This is a genomic window from Streptomyces sp. NBC_00554 (assembly GCF_041431135.1).
In the GTDB taxonomy this organism is placed as follows: Bacteria; Actinomycetota; Actinomycetes; order Streptomycetales; family Streptomycetaceae; genus Streptomyces.
Map to the genome: position 1 here is coordinate 7319643 of NZ_CP107799.1, position 18923 is coordinate 7338565.

Consider the following 18923-nt stretch of genomic DNA (forward strand, 5'->3'; position numbering starts at 1 on the left):
GCAGGAGCCCCCATGAGCACCACAATCAAGAGCTCCGCCCCGGCGGACAAGGTCCCCACGGACGACGCCCTGCCGCCCCGCAAGTCACGCCGGCGCGGCGAGAACAGCCTCGCCGGGTCGATCACCTCGCACGGCATCCTGACCGTCGCCAGCCTCGTCGCGCTCTTCCCGATCGCCTGGCTGGTCTACCTGTCCCTCGGCCCGGACAAGGACGACTACCTGCACCCCGGGGGCATCCTCGGCAAGATGACGCTCGACAACTACGCGTTCGTGCTCCAGCACACGCCGTTCTTCAACTGGCTGTGGAGCACGCTCGTGGTGTCGCTCGGCACCACCTTCATCGGTGTGCTGGTCGCCGCCACCACCGGCTACGCGGTCTCCCGCATGCGCTTCCCCGGCTACAAGAAGTTCATGTGGGTACTGCTCGTCACCCAGATGTTCCCGGTCGCCGTACTGATGGTGCCGATGTACGAGATCCTTTCGGAACTCCAGCTCATCGACAACTACTTCGGCCTGATCCTCGTCTACTGCTCGACCGCCGTGCCGTACTGCGCGTGGCTGCTCAAGGGCTACTTCGACACGATCCCCTTCGAGATCGACGAGGCGGGACGCGTCGACGGACTGAGCCCCTTCGGTACCTTCGCGCGGCTGATCCTGCCGCTCGCCAAGCCGGGCCTGGCGGTTGCCGCCTTCTACAGCTTCATCACCGCGTTCGGCGAGGTCGCCTTCGCCTCGACGTTCATGCTGTCCGACACGAAGTACACCTTCGCCGTCGGCCTGCAGAGCTTCGTCAGCGAGCACGACGCCCAGCGCAACCTGATGGCCGCCACCGCCGTGCTGGTCGCGATACCCGTCTCCGCGTTCTTCTACCTTGTGCAGAAGAACCTGGTGGCCGGCCTCACCGCGGGCGGCACGAAGGGCTGACGCCCACTCAGAAGCTCCCGCGCGACCCTGTCGCGCGGGTGGCGGCCGCGGTGACCATCCGACCCCGCTGTCACCGCGGCCGCCTCGTCCGTTGCCTCCACACACGCCCATGACCCGACCTCATCCCCCACTCTCGGCTCTGCTCGACCGGGGGACCCCCATCGCCTCAAGGACGCCATGAGCCAGCACTCCACCGACCAGGCCCCGACCTCCGCCCTCGCCACTGTCGCCGCACACCGCGACTGGTGGCGCGACGCGGTGATCTACCAGGTCTATCCGCGCAGCTTCGCCGACAGCAACGGCGACGGCATGGGCGACCTGGAGGGCGTACGTTCCAGACTTCCGTACCTGCGCGACCTCGGCGTGGACGCCGTGTGGCTGAGCCCCTTCTACGCCTCGCCGCAGGCCGACGCCGGCTACGACGTGGCGGACTACCGCGCCGTCGACCCCATGTTCGGCAACCTCCTTGACGCCGACGCCCTGATCCGCGACGCCCACGAGCTGAGCCTGCGGATCATCGTCGACCTCGTCCCCAACCACTCCTCCGACCAGTACGACTGGTTCAAGCGCGCTCTCGCCGAGGGACCCGGTTCCCCTCTCCGCGAGCGCTACCACTTCCGGCCCGGCAAGGGCGAGAACGGCGAACTGCCGCCCAACGACTGGGAGTCCATCTTCGGTGGCCCCGCCTGGACCCGGGTCACCGAGCCGGACGGCACCCCCGGCGAGTGGTACCTGCACCTCTTCGCGCCCGAGCAGCCCGACTTCAACTGGGAACACCCGGCCGTCGGCGACGAGTTCCGCTCCATCCTCAGGTTCTGGCTCGACATGGGCGTCGACGGCTTCCGCATCGACGTGGCGCACGGTCTTGTGAAGGCGGAGGGCCTGCCGGACCTGGGTTCCCACGAGCAGCTGAAGCTCCTGGGCAACGATGTCATGCCGTTCTTCGACCAGGACGGCGTGCACGACGTCTACCGCCAGTGGCGCACGATCCTCGACGAGTACTCGGGCGAGCGCATCTTCGTCGCCGAGGCGTGGACCCCGACCATCGAGCGCACCGCCAACTACGTGCGCCCCGACGAGCTGCACCAGGCCTTCAACTTCCAGTACCTGGGCACCCATTGGGACGCGCCCGAGCTGCGCGACTGCATCAACCGCACGCTGGACGCGATGCGCCCGGTCGGCGCCCCCGCCACCTGGGTCCTTTCCAACCACGACGTGACCCGGCACGCCACGCGCTTCGCCAACGAGGCCGGGCTCGGCACCCAGATCCGCACCGCGGGCGACCGCGCGCTTGGCCTGCGCCGGGCACGGGCGGCGACCCTGCTGATGCTGGCGCTGCCCGGCTCCGCCTACCTCTACCAGGGCGAGGAGCTCGGCCTGCCGGACGTCGTGGACCTGCCGGACGAGGTGCGCCAGGACCCCGCCTACTTCCGGGGCGCGGGCCAGGACGGCTTCCGCGACGGCTGCCGGGTGCCGATCCCGTGGACCCGCGAGGGCTCGTCGTACGGCTTCGGAAGCGGTGGCAGCTGGCTGCCGCAGCCCGCCGAGTGGGCCGAGCTGAGCATCGAGGCGCAGACCGGCACGGCGGGCTCCACCCTGGAGCTGTACCGCGAGGCGCTCGCCGTCCGGCGCGAGCGGCGCGACCTCGGTGCGGGCGACTCCGTCGAGTGGCTGAAGGCCCCCGAGGGTGTACTCGCCTTCCGCCGCGGCGAGTTCGTCTGCACCGCGAACACCGGCACCGAGGCGGTGACCGTCCCGGCGTACGGCCGTGTGTTGATCGCCAGCGGTGAGGTGACGCTCTCGGAGGACGGCGGCGAGGCGAAGCTGCCGGCGGACGTCACCGTGTGGTGGGCGGTCTGACACGCGTATGAGCGGTGCCCCGGTTCACGGGGCACCGCTCAACTCCTTGTAGGGGGGCCTACTTCCAGGTGTCAGTCACGCTGTAGCCCGCCCCCGAACCCGTGCTGTAGGTCCGGTTGGCGCCCGACTCCCACGTCACGTTCCCGGACGCGTCCTTCTTGATGTACTTGTACTCGAACGACGTCGACTTGGGCACGATCGCGAGCCTGCCCCAGTACGGGTACGAGGCGGAGGAGAGCGGGATCGCGTCGGCGGTGTTCCAGGAGCCGAGTGACGGGATCGAGCCGACGACGTACACGTTGGTGCCGCTGGTGGTGGTGGCGTTCACCCCGAAGGTCACATCCGTGGCGTTCGCGCTCGCCACGTTCCAGGAGCTGTTGGTCCCCACGGCCGAAGTGCCCGTGGTGAGCGTCCTGTTGGCGTTCGACTCCCAGGTGACGTTGCCGGAGGCGTCCTTCTTGATGAACTTGTACTCGATGCTGCTGTTCTGCGGCACGGAGACGTCCGTCTTCCAGACGGGGTAGCCGGAGGACGAGAGCTTCACCGCGCTGGAGGTGTTCCAGCTGCCCAGCGCCGACACCGAGCCGACCACGTACACATCGGTGCCGGAGGTCGTCGACGCGTACTCGTTGAAGGTCGCCGTGACCGTGCCGGTGCCCGGATCGGTGCCGCCGCCGCAGTTGACGGTGCAGATGTAGTCCGGATCGTAGAAGGCGACCGCGCCCTTCGCGGGAACCGTGAGTGTGGCCTTGCCGCCGGTGACCGTGACCGTCGTGGCGCCGCCGTCGATCACGTTCGGGTAGCTGCCGTCGGCGAGACCGGTGGTGTACGCGTAAGTGTTCGCGCCGGAGCTGTTGTTGATGGCGACGAACCCGGCGCCGCCCCGGCCGAAGCCGATCACATTGGACGCGGGGGACTGCCAGTTGGCGACGGAGTAGCCGGTCGCCGCGTTGTGCCAGCCGACCATGCCCGAGACCGCGGTGTCGCGGTCCAGGCAGGACCAGCCGCTGGCGCAGTTGGTGTCGGTGACGAAGCCGCCCGAGTTCGGCGGGGCCTCGTCGCTCTGGCTGAAGGTCCAGCCGGCGTAGACGGAGGGCGTGCCGTAGCCGCGTGCCAGCTGGAAGACGTTGGCGAGCACGGCCGTGGAGCCGTCCTTGTAGCTGAGCGAGTAGCCGTTGCGCTCGGTGTCGTGGTTGGTGACGAAGGTGTTGGAGTTCGCCTCGGTGGCCAGCCCCCAACTGCTCCCGAAACTCGACAGGTTGGCGATGTCGCCCTGGAACTGCGACTTCACCTGCGAGGCGAAGGTGAAGTCGAGGACGTCACCGGTGCCGTAGTACTCGTCGAGCGAGGGCGGTGTACCCGGGTAGATCTCCTGTGTGATGTACGGCGCCGAGCCCGCGGTCGTCGTATGCAGTCCGGCGACGATGGCGCTCATGTCCGCGGCCTCGATGTGCTTGGCCGCGTCGACGCGGAAGCCGTCGACACCCAGGTCGATCTGCTGGTTGAGGAAGCCGATGATCTTCGTGCGGACGCCGCTCTCGGCGGTGTCCAGGTCGGGCAGGCCCAGGAGTTCGCAGTGCTGGACCTGGTAGCGGTTGGTCCAGTCCGTGATCGTCGTGGTGCAGTCGTCGCTGTCGGCCGGGTCGTAGTCCGGGGTGTCGTACTTGGTGGTGAGGACGGTGCCGTTGTAGCCGGTGCCGGTCTGGGCGGCGGTGTGGTTGATCACCGCGTCCGTGTAGACCTTGATACCCGCGGCGTGGCAGGTGTCGACCATGGTCTTGAACTGAGTCGCCGTCCCGAAACGGCTGTTCAGGTTGTACGCGTACGGCTGGTACACGTCCCACCAGTAGAAGTTGGACTGCTTGAGCGACTCGGCGGGCGGCGCCACCTGCACCGCTCCGTATCCGGCCGGGTCGAGCACGTCGGTGCACTCGGCGGCGACCGACTTCCAGTTCCACTCCCACAGGTTGGCGATCACATCCCCGTTGGGTATACCGGTGTCGGCCGCGGCGGCCTGCTGGGCGGGCAGCGCGGCAAGACCGCCTACCGCCAGCGCGGCGGTCAGCAGCAGCCTGGTGATCCTTCTGCGTCTTAAGGCCATCATGGTGCGGCTCCTCCTCGGATCCGGCCGGCTCGACCGGGACGCGCGGGGCGTCGGCTCGTGTGGAGCGTGGGACTGCCGAAGGGTCCGCGTCAATACAGGAGTTGGAAGTTCTTTCGACATCTTGCTGAAACTTGCGTGCAAGAGATACGTTCCGATCCCCCCACCCGCACAAGGAAGTGCAGGAGCACTCACATGGCAAGGAAAACGCTTGCCGCCACGCTCGCCCTCGCGGCGGGCCTGGCGGTCACGGTGGCTGTACCCCCAGGCACGGCGGCGGCCTCCCCGCCCGGCACCAAGGACGTCACGGCCGTCCTCTTCGAGTGGGACTTCGACTCCGTCGCGACGGAGTGCGCCAGCCGGCTCGGCCCCGCCGGGTACGGCTTCGTCCAGGTCTCACCACCCGCCGAGCACATCCAGGGCTCGCAGTGGTGGACCTCGTACCAGCCGGTCAGCTACCAGATAGCCGGGCGGCTCGGCAACGCCACCGACTTCCAGGAGATGGTCACGGCCTGCCACAACGCGGGCGTGAAGGTCGTCGTCGACACGGTCATCAACCACATGTCGGCGGGCAGCGGCACCGGCACCGGCGGCTCCTCGTACACGAAGTACAACTACCCGGGCCTGTACTCCTCGTACGACTTCGACGACTGCACCGCCACCATCAGCGACTACACGAACCGCACCAACGTGCAGAACTGTGAGCTGGTCGGTCTCGCGGACCTCGACACGGGCGAGTCGTACGTCCGCTCCGCCATCGCCGGCTACATGAACACCCTGCTCGGCTACGGCGTCGACGGCTTCCGCATCGACGCGGCCAAGCACATGCCGGCGGCCGACCTCGCCAACATCAAGTCCCGGCTGAGCAATTCGAGCGTGTACTGGAAGCAGGAGGTCATCTACGGCTCGGGCGAGGCCGTCCAGCCGACCGAGTACACCGGCAACGGCGACGTCCAGGAGTTCCGGTACGCGTACGACCTCAAGCGGGTCTTCAACAACGAGAACCTCGCCTACCTGAGCAACTACGGCGAGGGCTGGGGCTATATGAGCAGCGGTGTCTCGGGTGTCTTCGTCGACAACCACGACACCGAGCGCAACGGGTCGACCCTGACGTACAAGGACGGCGCGAACTACACGCTCGCGAACGTCTTCATGCTGGCCTGGCCGTACGGCGCGCCCGACATCAACTCGGGCTACGAGTTCTCCTCCACCGACGCCGGACCGCCCAACGACGGTACGGTCAACGCCTGTTGGCAGGACGGCTGGAAGTGCCAGCACGCCTGGCCGGAGATCCAGTCGATGGTCGCCTTCCGCAACACCACCCGCGGTGAGTCGGTCACCAACTGGTGGGACAACGGCGCCGACGCCATCGCGTTCGGCCGCGGCTCCAAGGGCTACGTGGCCATCAACCACGAGTCGTCCTCGCTGACCCGCACCTACCAGACCTCCCTCGCGGCGGGCACGTACTGCAACGTCCAGAGCAATACGACCGTCACGGTGAACAGTTCGGGCCAGTTCACGGCGACGCTCGGCACGAACACGGCGCTGGCGATCTACTCGGGCAAGTCCAGCTGCTGAGTGGTGGCAGAACAGGGCCCGTTCACCGATCACCCGGTGAACGGGCCCTCGGTCTGTCGGGCCTCGGTCTGTCGGGCCCTCCCTCCGGGCAGGATGTGAAAGTTCTTGCCATCGGTTTCAAGACTCTTGCTGTAAACCTTTCGTAAGCGATACGGTCACGCCGGCGCCCGGCAACGAAGCCGAGCCGCGGCGTGGGGTCGGACCCGAATGAGCCGTAATCGCAAGGAGTTCAGGCCTGTGATACCGAGATGGTCGGCGCCCTGGGCGCACCGCACCCCCCATCACACCGCGCGGCGCGGACGGATCGCGGCCGTCGCCGTGGTCGCCCTCACCGCAGCGCTCGTGCAGCCCCTCGCGGCCCGCGCCGCCACCCCGCCCGCGCCCCCGTCCGACGCGGCCCTCGCCAAGACGGCCGCCCGCAATGACGCGACCCGCGAGCAGTTCTACTTCGTCCTCCCGGACCGCTTCGCCAACGGCGACACCTCCAACGACGAGGGCGGTCTGACCGGTTCACGTCTGTCGACCGGCTACGACCCCACCGACAAGGGCTTCTACCAGGGCGGCGACCTCAAGGGCCTGACGAAGAAGCTCGACTACATCAAGGATCTCGGCACCACCGCCATCTGGATGGCGCCGATCTTCAAGAACCAGCCCGTACAGGGCACCGGCGAAAACGCCTCGGCCGGCTACCACGGCTACTGGATCACCGACTTCACCCAGGTCGACCCGCACTTCGGCACCAACAGGGATCTCGAGACGCTGATCTCCAAGGCCCACTCCAAGGGCATGAAGGTCTTCTTCGACGTCATCACCAACCACACCGCCGACGTCGTCGACTACGAGGAGAAGTCCTACGGCTACCTCTCCAAGGGCGCCTTCCCGTATCTGACGGAGGACGGCGAGCCCTTCGACGACGCCGACTACGCGGACGGTACGCAGGACTTCCCCGAGGTCGACGCCGACTCCTTCCCGCGCACGCCGACCGTCACGGCCGCGAAGCAGGACGCCAAGGTCCCGTCGTGGCTCAACGACACGACGATGTACCACAACCGCGGCGACTCCACCTTCGCCGGGGAGAGCTCCGAGGGCGGCGACTTCTCCGGCCTCGACGACCTGTGGACGGAGCGTCCCGAGGTCGTCAGCGGCATGGAGAAGATCTACGAGAAGTGGGTCCGCGACTTCGACATCGACGGCTTCCGGATCGACACCGTGAAGCACGTCAACATGGAGTTCTGGACGCAGTGGGCCACCGCCCTCGACGCGTACGCGGCCAAGCAGGGCCGCGACGACTTCTTCATGTTCGGTGAGGTCTACTCCGCCGACACGTCGATCACTTCGCCGTACGTCACCGAGGGCCGCCTCGACTCCACGCTCGACTTCCCCTTCCAGGAAGCGGCCCGCCAGTACGCCTCCCAGGGCGGCAGCGCGCAGAAGCTGGCCTCGGTCTTCGGCGACGACTACAAATACACGACGGACAAGGCCAACGCGTACGAGCAGGTCACCTTCCTCGGCAACCACGACATGGGCCGCATCGGGTACTTCCTGAACCAGGACAACCCGGACGCGACCGATGCCGAGCTGCTGAAGAAGGACAAGCTCGCGAATGAGCTGATGTTCCTCAGCCGCGGCAACCCCGTCGTCTACTACGGCGACGAGCAGGGCTTCACCGGCGCGGGCGGCGACAAGGACGCCCGCCAGACGATGTTCGCCTCCAAGACCGCCGACTACCTCGACGACGACGAACTCGGCACCGACCGCACCCACGCGAGCGACGCATACGACACGAGTGCACCGCTCTACAAGCAGATCAGTGCTCTCGCGAAGCTCCGCAAGGACAACCCCGCCCTCGCGGACGGCGTCCAGACGGAGCGGTACGCCGCCGACGGCGCCGGGATCTACGCCTTCTCCCGTACGGACGCGAAGACCGGCACCGAGTACGTCGTCGCCGTGAACAACGCCGGCGAGGCCAAGACGGCGACCTTCGCCACGGGCTCGGCGGACATGAGGTTCCGCGGGATCTACGGCACCCAGGACACCGTCACCAGCAACGCCGACAGCAAGGTCACCGTCACCGTCCCGGCCGGTTCCTCGGTCGTCCTCAAGGCGGCGGGCAAGCTCGGCGCCCCGGCCTCGAAGCCGACGCTCACCCTGAAGGCCCCGGACACGGGCGCCACCGGCACCGTGGAGCTGAGTGCCGACGTCACCGGCGGTCAGCTCAACCGTGTCGTCTTCGCCGCCCAGGTCGGCAACGCCAAGTGGCAGACGCTCGGCTCCGCCGACCACGCCCCGTACAAGGTCACCCAGGCCATCGCCGAGGACGTACCGGCCGGAACCGCCTTGCGCTACAAGGCAGTCGTCATCGACTCGGCCGGGCGCACATCGAGCGCCACGGCAACCTCGGTCACGGGCACACCGCCCGTTGCTGAAATCCCGACGGCCTCCTCGCGCGACTACGCGATCGTCCACTACAAGCGCACCGACGGCGACTACACCGACTGGCGGCTCTACGCCTGGGGCGACCTCGCCGACGGCGAGTCGACGACCTGGCCCGAGGGCCACGACTTCATCGGCCGCGACGCCTACGGGGCCTTCGCCTACGTCAAGTTGAAGCCCGGTGCCTCCAGCGTCGGCTATCTCGTGATCGACAAGGACGGCAACAAGGACGTCTCCGCCGACCGCACGATCGATGTCACGAAGACGGGCGAGATCTGGGTCGAGCAGGGCAAGGAAGCCGTCCTCACCGAGAAGCCCGACTACCCGGCGCAGGACAAGACGAAGGCGGTCCTGCACTACCACCGTGCCGACGGGAACTACGACGGCTGGGGACTGCACGTCTGGACGGGCGCCGCGACGGGCACGGACTGGTCGAAGCCCCTGCAGCCGGTGGACACTGACGCCTATGGCGCTGTGTACGAGGTGCCGCTCGCCGAGGGTGCCACCAGCCTCAGCTACATCCTCCACAAGGGCGACGAGAAGGACCTCCCCACCGACCAGTCGCTCGACCTCACGGCGAACGGCCACGAGGTGTGGCTGTTGAACGGCCAGGAGAAGTACCTGCTCCCGCAGCCGGCGGGCAGTGCGGCCGCGCTCGACCTGACCACGTCCAAGGCCGTCTGGATCGACCGGAACACGGTCGCCTGGAACGGCTCCGACGCGGCCGTGTCCACCCAGCTGCTCTACTCGCGCGACGGCTCGATCGCGGTGAAGGACGGCGCGCTGACCGGGGACGCCAAGTGGCTCCGCCTGTCCAAGTCCACCCTCACCGACGCCCAGAAGGCCGCCTTCCCGCACCTCAAGGACTACACCGCCTGGACCGTCGACCCGCGCGACCGCAACCGGGTCCGTGAAGCGCTGAACGGTCAGATCGTCGCCTCGCAACGCGCCGTGAACGGAGCGGTGTTGGCAGCTACCGGCGTCCAGATCGCCGGCGTACTCGACGATCTGTACGACGCGACGAAGGCGGACCTCGGCCCGACCTTCCGCAACGGCGTTCCCACGCTCGCCGTGTGGGCGCCCACCGCACAGAGCGTCTCCCTGGATCTCGACGGCACCTCGGTCAGGATGAAGCGGAACGACACCACCGGCGTCTGGTCCGTCACCGGCAAGAAGTCCTGGGCGAACAAGCCCTACCGGTACGTCGTCAAGGTGTGGGCGCCGACCGTCCAGAAGGTCGTCACCAACACGGTCACCGACCCGTACTCGGTGGCCCTGACCGCGAACTCGGAGCAGAGCCTCGTCGTCGACCTGGACGCCAAGTCCCTTGCCCCGAGCGGCTGGTCGACCCTCAAGAAGCCCGCGGCGGTGGCGCTGAAGGACGCCCAGATCCAGGAGCTGCACATCCGGGACTTCTCGGTGGCGGACACCACGGCCGAGAACCCGGGTACCTACCTCGCGTTCGCCGACAAGGACAGCGACGGCTCCAAGCACCTACGGGAACTGGCCAAGTCCGGTACCTCCTATGTGCACTTGCTGCCCGCCTTCGACATCGCCACCATCCCCGAGAAGAAGTCCGACCAGGCGACCACCGACTGCGACCTCGGCTCCTACGCGGCCGACTCCGACAAGCAGCAGGAGTGCGTGGCGAAGATCGCCGCGAAGGACGCCTACAACTGGGGCTACGACCCGTACCACTACACCGTTCCGGAGGGCTCGTACGCGACGGACCCGGACGGCACGGACCGTACGGTCGAGTTCCGCCAGATGGTCAAGTCGCTGAACGAGGACGGCCTTCGGGTCGTCATGGACGTGGTCTACAACCACACCGCCGCGAGCGGCCAGGCCGACACCTCGGTGCTCGACAAGGTCGTACCCGGCTACTACCAGCGGCTCCTCGCCGACGGCAGCGTCGCCAACTCCACCTGCTGCTCCAACACGGCGACCGAGAACGCCATGATGGGCAAGCTGGTGGTGGACTCGATCGTCACCTGGGCCAAGGAGTACAAGGTCGACGGCTTCCGCTTCGACCTCATGGGGCACCACCCCAAGGCCAACATCCTGGCGGTCCGGAAGGCCCTCGACGCGCTCACCCTGGCCAAGGACGGCGTCGACGGCAAGAAGATCATCCTGTACGGCGAGGGCTGGAACTTCGGCGAGGTCGCCGACGACGCCCGCTTCACGCAGGCCACGCAGAAGAACATGGCGGGGACCGGCATCGCTACCTTCTCCGACCGCGCGCGTGACGCCGTACGCGGCGGCGGCCCCTTCGACGAGGACCCCGGCGTCCAGGGCTTCGCCTCCGGCCTCTACACCGACCCCAACTCCTCGAGCAGCAACGGCACTTCGGCCGAACAGAAGGCCCGCCTGCTGCACTACCAGGACCTCATCAAGGTCGGGCTCAGCGGCAACCTCGCCAAGTACAGCTTCACCGACACCAGCGGCAAGGAGGTCAAGGGCTCCGAGGTCGACTACAACGGCCAGGCGGCCGGATACGCGGACGCGCCCGGAGACGCCCTCGCGTACGCCGACGCACACGACAACGAGTCGCTGTACGACGCCCTCACCTACAAGCTGCCCGCGGCGACGAGCGCGAGCGACCGGGCCCGAATGCAGGTCCTGGCCATGGCGACGGCCACCCTCTCGCAGGGCCCGTCCCTCTCCCAGGCCGGCTCCGACCTGCTGCGCTCCAAGTCCCTGGACCGCAACTCCTACGACAGCGGCGACTGGTTCAACGGCATCCACTGGAACTGCCAGGACGGCAACGGCTTCGGAGGCGGGCTGCCGATGGCGGCCGACAACGCCTCCAAGTGGCCCTACGCCACACCGCTGTTGACGTCCGTCAAGGTGGGCTGCGACCAGATCGACGGAACCTCAGCCGCGTACCAGGACCTGCAGAGGATCCGTACGACGGAGAGCGTCTTCTCCCTCGCCACGGCCGACCAGGTGCAGTCGAAGCTCTCCTTCCCGCTGTCGGGGACGGATGAGACACCCGGTGTGATCACGATGGAGCTCGGCGACCTCGTCGTCGTCTTCAACGCGACTCCGGACAAGCAGGAGCAGACCGTCGACGCGCTGGCCGGGACGGCGTACGCGCTGCATCCGGTGCAGGCGGCGGGCGCGGACTCCACCGTCAAGTCCTCTTCATATACGGCGAAATCAGGCACGTTCGCCGTCCCGGGACGCACTGTGGCGGTATTTGCGCGGACTTCCTGAAAAGGGCATTACCTTGGTGGGGCAGACCCCGAACCCGGGTCTGCCCCATCGGTGTGTCCAAAGGCTGGCAGATGGACGTCAACGGCAAGCGGACAGACACGACCGTGCTGGTCGTGGACGATGTGGCGGCCAGCCGGTACGCCATGAGCGCCGTGCTGCGCCGCGCCGGTTACCAGGTCGTCCCCGCCGCCAGCGGATCCGAGGCGCTCGTCGAACTCGACGTACGGCTGCGCAAGGGCGCCCTGCCCGACGTGGCGCTCATAGATGTGGGCCTGCCGGACATGAGCGGCTTCGAACTGTGCCGTCGGCTCAAGGCCCGGCCGCACATGGCCGGTCTGCCCGTCGTGCACTTCTCGGCCGCCTCCGTCGCTCCGGCCGACCGTTGCCAGGGACTTGACGCGGGCGGCGAGGCGTATCTGACGGTGCCCGCCGAGCCCGAGGAGATCGACGCGGTGGTCCGGGCCGCGGTGCGGGCCGCGCGGCTGCGGGCCGACGACCAGGCGCTGGCACGCCGGCTGACGCGGCTGGCGGAGACGATCGTCGCCATCCAGACGGCGCGCTCCCCGCAGGAACTCGCCGATGCCGCCGCCGAGGGCACCGCGCGGCTCACCGGCGGTCCGGCCGCCGTCTTCGTCCTGGGCCCGGACGACGAGCTGTACCGCGGCACCTCACGGGACCGCACCTCGCTCGCGATGCCGGACGAAGGCGCCCACCGGGCGGTGGCCGGTCTGCTCCGGCGGCTCACCCGCGGGCAGGCCGGGGTGCGGATCACCACGGTGCCCGCGCCGCTGTGGCCCGCCGGGTTCTTCCGGCCGGAAGTGCAGCACGACGCCCGGATGGCGCTGATCCCCATCCAGGACGGCAGGGCCGCGGTGTGCCTCGCCACACCCACCCGCGGTGTGCGCCGGGTGAACCCCGAGGGCGAGGCACTGGTCGCCCGGCTCGCCGAGGCCACCGCGCTCGCCGCCGAGCCGCTGCTCATGTACCAGGTCGAACGGCACGTCGCCCTCACCCTCCAGCACAGCTTCCTGCCCCAGCCGCACCGGCTGCCCGACCTGCCGGGCCTCGACGTCGTGGTCCGGTACGTGCCCGCATCCCAGGAGACCGAGATCGGCGGCGACTTCTACGCCGCTCTGCGCACCGACGAGGGCGTGCTCGCCGCGGTCGGCGACGTCGTCGGACACTCGCTGGAGGCGGCCACCGTCATGGTCGAGATCCGGCACGCGCTGCGCGCCTACTGCGTCGACGAGAGCGATCCGGCCGTGCTCGCCGAACGCCTCGACCGGATGCTCCAGCGCTACCACCCCGACGTGACCGCCACCGTCTGCCTGCTCCTGATAGACCCGGCCACCGGACGTACCCGGATCGCCAACGCGGGCCACATCCCGCCGCTGATCATCCGCGACTCCGGCAGCGCCGACTACGCCAAGGCCGCAGGGCCGCTGCTCGGCGTAGGCCTGCCCCACCCGCCGCCCACCGAGCTGTTCCTCGAACCCACCGACCGACTCCTCATGATCACCGACGGTCTGATCGAGACCCGCGGCACCGACCTCGCGGCCTCGATGGAGCACCTCCGCGCGGCCGCCTCCGGCGCCCTGCCCGGCCTGGACGCCCTGTGCGACACGCTCCTCGCCTCCTTCGGCCGCGACCGGGAGGACGACATCGCGCTGCTTGCGCTGCGGCTAGGCTGATCGGGATATCCCTAGAACAGGAGTGCCCATGCCGCAGATCACCGTCGAACGCTCCCCGGGGCTCGATCACGTCGACTGGAACGCCTTCGCGCTCGCGCTGCACCCGGTGGTCGTCGAGGTGGCGGCCGCGCGCATCGAGGCATGCAAGACGCGGGTCCTGAGGACCGAGGACGAAGTCGTGGGAGACGTGGCGGCAACGGGCACGGGCGGGCCGGCCATCGTGCATGTCACGCTCGCCCTGCTCCCCGGCCGCTCCGACGAGACCAAGGCCGAACTCACGGAAGCCGTACTGGAGCTGCTGCACAAGCACATCGAACCCACCGACGGGGTCTCGACGGTGCACGCCTCCGCCGAGGTACGCGACCTCGACCCGTCGTACCGGAAGTACGAGGAGTAGCAGCCCTTACGAGGCGGGCGGCGAGGCCAGTGCGATCAGCCGGACGACGAGGTCGCTGAACGGCCCGTCGCCCGGCTCGCTCTTGAGCGACTCGCGCAGCAGCTCGCTCAACTCCTCGTCGTAGGCGGCACTCACTGCCGCAAGTGCCCCGAAGTCGTGCACCAGCTGCCGTTCCAGCTCGGCGCGCGGGATGCGCCGTCCGTCCAGCCAGATCAGCGCCGTCGACTCGACGAGCGAGATCCAGGAGCGGATCACCAACTCCAGGCGGGCGGGCGGGTTTTCGACTTTCATGTGCGAGAGGATCTGGAGGTACGCGGCCTGTCGCACTCCGTCGACCAGCGCGTTGGTGGTCGACGAGCCCACCGCGGGACCGCCTCGCATCAGCGCCGCGAAACCGGGCCCGTGGTCGTCCACGAAGTCGAAGAACCGGCGCATCACCCGCAGCAGCCGCGAGCCCAGCGCCCCCTCCTCGGGGACCACGAACCGCCCCGCGAGATCGTCCGAGGCCCGCTGCAACGCCGCCTCGTACAGGCTGAGTTTGCCGGGAAAGTAGTGGTAGACCAGCGGCCGCGAGATGCCCGCGGCCGCCGCTATCTCGTCGATGGAGACCTCGTCGGGCGAGCGTCGGCTGAAGAGTTCGAGGGCGACGCCGATCAGCTGCTGCCGCCGCTCCTCGACACCCATCCTGCGGCGTACCCCGGTTGTCATACGAACACCTTACCGATCGGATCCGGCCCGGAACGGGTCGGTCCGCCCACGGCGGTTCACATGTCCAGCACGATCCTCTCGCCACGCGCCCGCGATACACAGATCAGCATCGAGCCGGCACGCTCCGCATCCGTCAGCAGTTCGTCCCGGTGCTCGATCTCCCCTTCCAGGACCCGCTGTTGGCAGGTCCCGCAGAATCCCTGCTCGCACGAGTACGCGGTGTTCGGCAGCTCCGCGCGTACGGCGGCCAGTACGGAGGAGTCCGCCGGAACCGTCAACGTCCGCCCGCTGCGCCGGAGTTCGACCTCGAAGGCGCCGCCGGTCGTGGCACGGGGCGCGAACCGCTCGAGGTGGACTGCGGGGAACCGCTCCTCCACGGCGGCCATCAGCCCGTCCGGACCGCAGCAGTAGACCGCGGCCCCCTCGGGAACGTCCGCGAGGAGCACGCCGAGATCGGGCCGCCCCGCAACGACGGTCACCCGGCCCCCGTCCAGCTTCTCGACCTCCTCCAGGAACGGCATCGAGGCCCGCGTCCGCCCGCAGTACAGCAACCGCCACTCCACACCGTCGGGAAGAGCCCGCAGCATCGGCAGCACCGGCGTGATCCCGATGCCGCCCACGACGAAGACGTACGACGGGGCCCCGACGAGCGGGAACCGATTGCGCGGCCCGCGCACCTCCAGCTCCACGCCCTCCCGCACCTGCTCGTGCACCTCGCGCGAACCGCCTCGCCCGTCCTCGACCAGCCGGGTCGCGACGGTGTACGACGAGCTGTCCGCCGGGTCGCCGCACAGCGAGTACTGCCGCACCAGGCCCGACGGCAGCACCAGATCGAGATGCGCCCCCGGCTCCCAGCGCGGCAAGTCCTGCCCGGCCAGGCGAAGTTGTACGACTCCCTCGGCGACCGGCTCGTACGAGCTCACCGTCAGCCGCAGCGCACGCGACCGCGGCCGCCCGGACACCGGCTCCTCCAGCGCGGGCAACGGCCACAGCGGCGAGGCCTGGATACGGCGGCGCATCGCCCGCTTGGCGAGCAGCGCGACGCCTGCGACCACCGCGATGGTTCCGAGCCGGGGCATCACGCGCCCCGCTTCTCCGCGGCCCGTGCCGCGGGGGAGTTGGCGAGATAGGCGACGGCCTGCTCGGTCGATCCCTCCTGGGAGGGGTGGTAACTCCGGCTGAGATAGCGCGGGATGGACTTGAGCATGTCCCCGGTCGACGGCAGCACGCCCGCCTTCCCGCTGACGTACAAGTCCTTGAAGCTCGCCCTGCCCGCCGTCAACGTCGGATCGTTCGCCATGAAGAACCGCGCCCCGCGCTGCCACAGGAAGACGAGAGCCGTGAACGCGGTCGCCCAGGTCCGCGCGCGCCGCCGGTAGTCCCCGTCGACGTGCATGAACAGGTCGAACGCCACGGCCCGGTGCTCGACCTCCTCGGCGCCGTGCCAGCGCAGCAGATCCAGCATGGTCGGATCGGCGCCCCGCCGGTCCAACTCCTCCGCGTTCAGCACCCAGTTGCCGAGAAAGGCGGTGTAGTGCTCGATCGCCGCGATGATGGCGACCCGCTCCATGAGCCACCATTTGCGGGCCCTGCCCGGCGGTAGCGTCCGGTCGCCGAGCAGCTTCTCGAAGAGCCAGTCGACCTGGGCGGTGTACGGGGTCGGGTCGAGCCCGAGTTCCCTGAGGTGGGGGAGTACCTCGTCGTGCGCCTGCGCGTGCATGGCCTCCTGGCCGATGAACCCGATGACGTCCTCGCGCAGCCGCTCGTCCCGGATGTACGGCAGCACCTGCTTGTACACATGCACGAACCAGCGCTCGCCGGCCGGCAGCAGCAGATGCAGCACATTGATGGTGTGCGTGGCGAACGGATCGCCCGGCACCCAGTGCAACGGCGTGTCCTCCCAGGAGAACGACACCTTGCGCGCCTTGAGGGGTATCCGCTCGGAGTCGACCGGCTGGGGCAGCCGGGCACGGGTGTTAGACATGCCGTCAATGTACTGACGGGTAGTTGCGGGGAGAACCCCCGTGCAGCGACTTGTTGACGCAAGTGTCAGCTAGGTTTCCCGGTCAGCCTCAGCGCAGCCCGGTGATGTCCCGCCCGTCCTCCAGGCTCCCCTTCAGCTCGGCCTGGGCCCCCTGCTTCGTCCGTACGGCGAGCAGGGCGCCCTGCGCCGACCCGGTGACCCCGCCGGTCGCGCTGACCGAGGCCGTGTCCTTGCTGCCGGCCGCGAGGAGATACCAGGTCCCCGCACCCGACTTCCACAGCACGCCCGCGAGCACATGGGGGTCGCGGGAGCCGCACGCGGGCGAGTTCTCGGCCTTCGCGGCGACCGCCCCGTACGCCCCGCCCGGCGTCTGGAACTGCGCGAGGACGCGTGTGCCGCCGCCCCGCCAGGTGTCGGCCCGCGTGCACACCCAGGTCGCGCTGCCGCCGGCGTCGGGCAGTTGCTGTCGCGCGTACTGCCAGGCGTTCACGGACCGCACGCCCTGTGAGCGCACGGAGGCCAGCGAGCAGGCGAACGGCGCCCAGTTGCGCAGCGCCTCGGCGCCGGACGCCTCGGAGGGTGCCGCGGGACGGCCCGAGGTGAGGTGTGCCGGGATCAGCTCGCCGAGGTCGGTCAGCAGGCGGGTGCCCGAGTTGTCCTTGAGCTGCAGCACATTCCACGAAGTGCACGCGCCGGACCGCTGGGCCGGGCTGGCCAGTGGCGTGGTGGTGCCGTCGGCCGACAGGGTGAGGTCCATCGCGCCGGAGGACGGTTTCATCAGGTCCCGCTCGGTGGCCTCGGTCACCCAAGGGGCCGTCAGATAGCGGACGTTGCCGTCGGTCCGGCCGAGGACCACCGCCTCCGCCTCCGCTCCCTTCGCGCTGTCGACCCGCGCGAAGTCGAGGGCCGCGCCGTTCGTGCCGTCCGTGGGCTCGGCGTAACGGGCGATGCGCAGACCGTCGTAGAGCAGCACGACGCGCGCCTGGTCCACCTCGCCCGCGTACAGGAGCTGCGGCGGTCCGGGCGGGGCGCCGGACGGGGTGCCGGGGGTCGCCGAGACCGCCACGGACTCGCCGGGCCGCGCCCACACGGCGAGGGCGCGCCGCAGCAGCGCGCTGTCCCCGGTGAGGTTCCCGCGCGCGGGCCACACGGAGAAGTCGGTGCGCGCCGACTGCTGCCAGGCCAGGGCCGGCACCTTCGTCAACTGCGCCGGATCCAGGGCGGCCTGTGCCGCCGGGTTCTGCGCGTACGGCGGCGCCGCGGCACCGTCGGGCCCCCACCCGTCGCCGGGCAGGCCGAGCAGCGCACCGCACACCACGACGGCCGCGGTCGCGGCGAGCGCGGCCTTCATGTGCTGCCTGCGCCGCATCAGGTCGGTGGGCCGCGCGTGCAGCGAACAGGGGTCGAACTCGGGGGAGTCGAGGAGGGCGTCCTGCGCCTCCAGACCGGAGGCCACCGCGAGCGCCGCGCCCGGGTCCTCGACGCCCGCCGCCGTCAGCACCTTCCGTACGTCCGCCTCGGACAGCTTCTCCAGACCGCGCAGGACGTACGCGGCACGGGCCGGGCCCGAGAGCGCGGACAGCCGCTGGTCCAGGGCGAGTTCGTCGGCGCCGCCCGAGCGGGGAAAGAGCCTGAGGCCCCACACCTGGGGCAGCAGCGGCGGCAGCTGGGACCGCTTCGGCCACGCCCGCCGTGTCAGCGGCAGGCCCGCCTCCAGTGCCGTACGCACCACTTGGAGGCGTACGAAGGCGTAGCCCGGGTCGCCGTCGCGGCCGCCGCCGGTCTGCTGGGCCGGGATGACCGTCGCGTCACCGGACGTACGGCCCCGTGGCAGCGCGCGCTGGGTGAGGGCGTGTGCGGTCAGCACCCGGCGGTTGCGGCCGAGGCTCGGCGGCAGCACCAGATAGGCGAGCCGGACCAGCCGCGGATAGTGCTCGACGAGCGCGGCCTCGGCCTGCTCGACGTCGACGACCGGGCCTGAGGCGGGTGCGGGGCGCGGGGCTACATCCTGTGACTGCACACATCGCAAAA

The 18923-nt window shown here is 69.3% G+C and carries 11 protein-coding genes; 6 read left to right on the forward strand and 5 right to left on the reverse strand.

The window, feature by feature from the left end; genetic code table 11:
- The first annotated feature begins 12 nt into the window (after nucleotides 1–12).
- A complete protein-coding gene (locus OG266_RS32235) occupies nucleotides 13–924 on the forward strand; it encodes a sugar ABC transporter permease (RefSeq protein ID WP_266464822.1) in 912 nt (303 codons plus the stop codon).
- A gap of 177 nt (nucleotides 925–1101) precedes the next feature.
- The gene (locus OG266_RS32240; protein WP_371549988.1) at nucleotides 1102–2784 is read left to right on the forward strand and encodes a glycoside hydrolase family 13 protein; all 1683 of its coding nucleotides are present in this window, start codon (nucleotides 1102–1104) and stop codon (nucleotides 2782–2784) included.
- 58 nt (nucleotides 2785–2842) lie between these two features.
- Here OG266_RS32240 and OG266_RS32245 read toward each other — a convergent pair whose 3' ends face one another.
- Nucleotides 2843–4888: a carbohydrate-binding module family 20 domain-containing protein gene (locus tag OG266_RS32245; protein ID WP_371549990.1), complete on the reverse strand. Its 2046-nt coding sequence runs from the start codon at nucleotides 4886–4888 to the stop codon at nucleotides 2843–2845.
- Nucleotides 4889–5080: 192 nt separating this feature from the next.
- Here OG266_RS32245 and OG266_RS32250 point away from each other — a divergent pair, with 192 nt between their 5' ends.
- The 4 genes from OG266_RS32250 (at nucleotide 5081) to OG266_RS32265 (ending at nucleotide 14200) form a co-directional block, all read left to right on the forward strand.
- Nucleotides 5081–6463, forward strand: a complete 1383-nt coding sequence (locus tag OG266_RS32250) for an alpha-amylase family protein (RefSeq protein WP_266464831.1) — start codon at nucleotides 5081–5083, stop codon at nucleotides 6461–6463.
- A gap of 237 nt (nucleotides 6464–6700) precedes the next feature.
- Nucleotides 6701–12112 carry a pullulanase-type alpha-1,6-glucosidase gene (gene pulA / locus OG266_RS32255; RefSeq protein ID WP_371549992.1) on the forward strand — a complete coding sequence of 1804 codons (5412 nt, stop codon included), beginning with the start codon at nucleotides 6701–6703 and terminating at the stop codon, nucleotides 12110–12112.
- 71 nt (nucleotides 12113–12183) lie between these two features.
- The gene (locus OG266_RS32260; RefSeq protein WP_371549994.1) at nucleotides 12184–13803 is read left to right on the forward strand and encodes a SpoIIE family protein phosphatase; all 1620 of its coding nucleotides are present in this window, start codon (nucleotides 12184–12186) and stop codon (nucleotides 13801–13803) included.
- A 28-nt stretch (nucleotides 13804–13831) separates the two neighbouring features.
- Entirely contained in the window at nucleotides 13832–14200 is a 369-nt protein-coding gene (locus tag OG266_RS32265; RefSeq protein WP_371549995.1) for a 5-carboxymethyl-2-hydroxymuconate Delta-isomerase, read from the forward strand.
- A 6-nt stretch (nucleotides 14201–14206) separates the two neighbouring features.
- Here OG266_RS32265 and OG266_RS32270 read toward each other — a convergent pair whose 3' ends face one another.
- The 4 genes from OG266_RS32270 to OG266_RS32285 all read right to left on the reverse strand — a co-directional run bounded on the left by OG266_RS32270 (nucleotide 14207) and on the right by OG266_RS32285 (nucleotide 18912).
- Nucleotides 14207–14908, reverse strand: coding sequence for a TetR/AcrR family transcriptional regulator (locus tag OG266_RS32270; protein WP_266464840.1), 702 nt, complete (start codon nucleotides 14906–14908; stop codon nucleotides 14207–14209).
- A 56-nt stretch (nucleotides 14909–14964) separates the two neighbouring features.
- A complete protein-coding gene (locus OG266_RS32275; RefSeq protein WP_371549997.1) occupies nucleotides 14965–15987 on the reverse strand; it encodes a 2Fe-2S iron-sulfur cluster-binding protein in 1023 nt (340 codons plus the stop codon).
- Nucleotides 15987–16892, reverse strand: a complete 906-nt coding sequence (locus OG266_RS32280; RefSeq protein ID WP_371549999.1) for a metal-dependent hydrolase — start codon at nucleotides 16890–16892, stop codon at nucleotides 15987–15989. Before OG266_RS32280 ends, OG266_RS32275 begins: the two co-directional genes overlap by 1 nt.
- Nucleotides 16893–16980: 88 nt before the next feature.
- Nucleotides 16981–18912, reverse strand: a complete 1932-nt coding sequence (locus OG266_RS32285; RefSeq protein WP_371550001.1) for a hypothetical protein — start codon at nucleotides 18910–18912, stop codon at nucleotides 16981–16983.
- Nucleotides 18913–18923: the final 11 nt, after the last annotated feature.